This window comes from Vibrio sp. 10N.222.55.C6 (assembly GCF_041473395.1).
Taxonomy (GTDB): Bacteria; Pseudomonadota; Gammaproteobacteria; order Enterobacterales; family Vibrionaceae; genus Vibrio; species Vibrio crassostreae_C.
In genome coordinates, this window is record NZ_JBFRSD010000961.1 from 1 (window position 1) to 302 (window position 302).

The 302-nt window shown below is 49.7% G+C and carries 1 protein-coding gene; it reads left to right on the top strand.

Annotated features, from left to right (window positions below; all coding sequences use genetic code 11):
• Positions 1-302, top strand: a 302-nt coding sequence (locus AB4486_RS27070; RefSeq protein WP_372119866.1) for an amino acid permease, incomplete at both ends; no start/stop codon positions are given.

Below are 302 nucleotides of genomic sequence, written 5' to 3' on the forward strand. Positions count from 1 at the left end.
GTTTGGAAAGCCGACATCACAGCAGCTGACATCGCAGTTCCGACCATGACGTCCGATTCGATGTGGTCGATTGGCGCAGCCTTAGCGGTGATGTTTTGGTGCTTTGTCGGGATAGAAGCCTTTGCTCACATGGGAGAAGAATTTAAAAATCCACAGCGTGACTTTCCCATCGCAATCATTGCAGGGTGTTTCGTTGCGGGCATAGTGTACTGGGCTTGCTCGGTGGTTATTATCAAGCTAGGCGCTTATGGTTCACCTGAATTTGATGCTGCATCCATCCCGTGGGTAACAGAACAACTGTT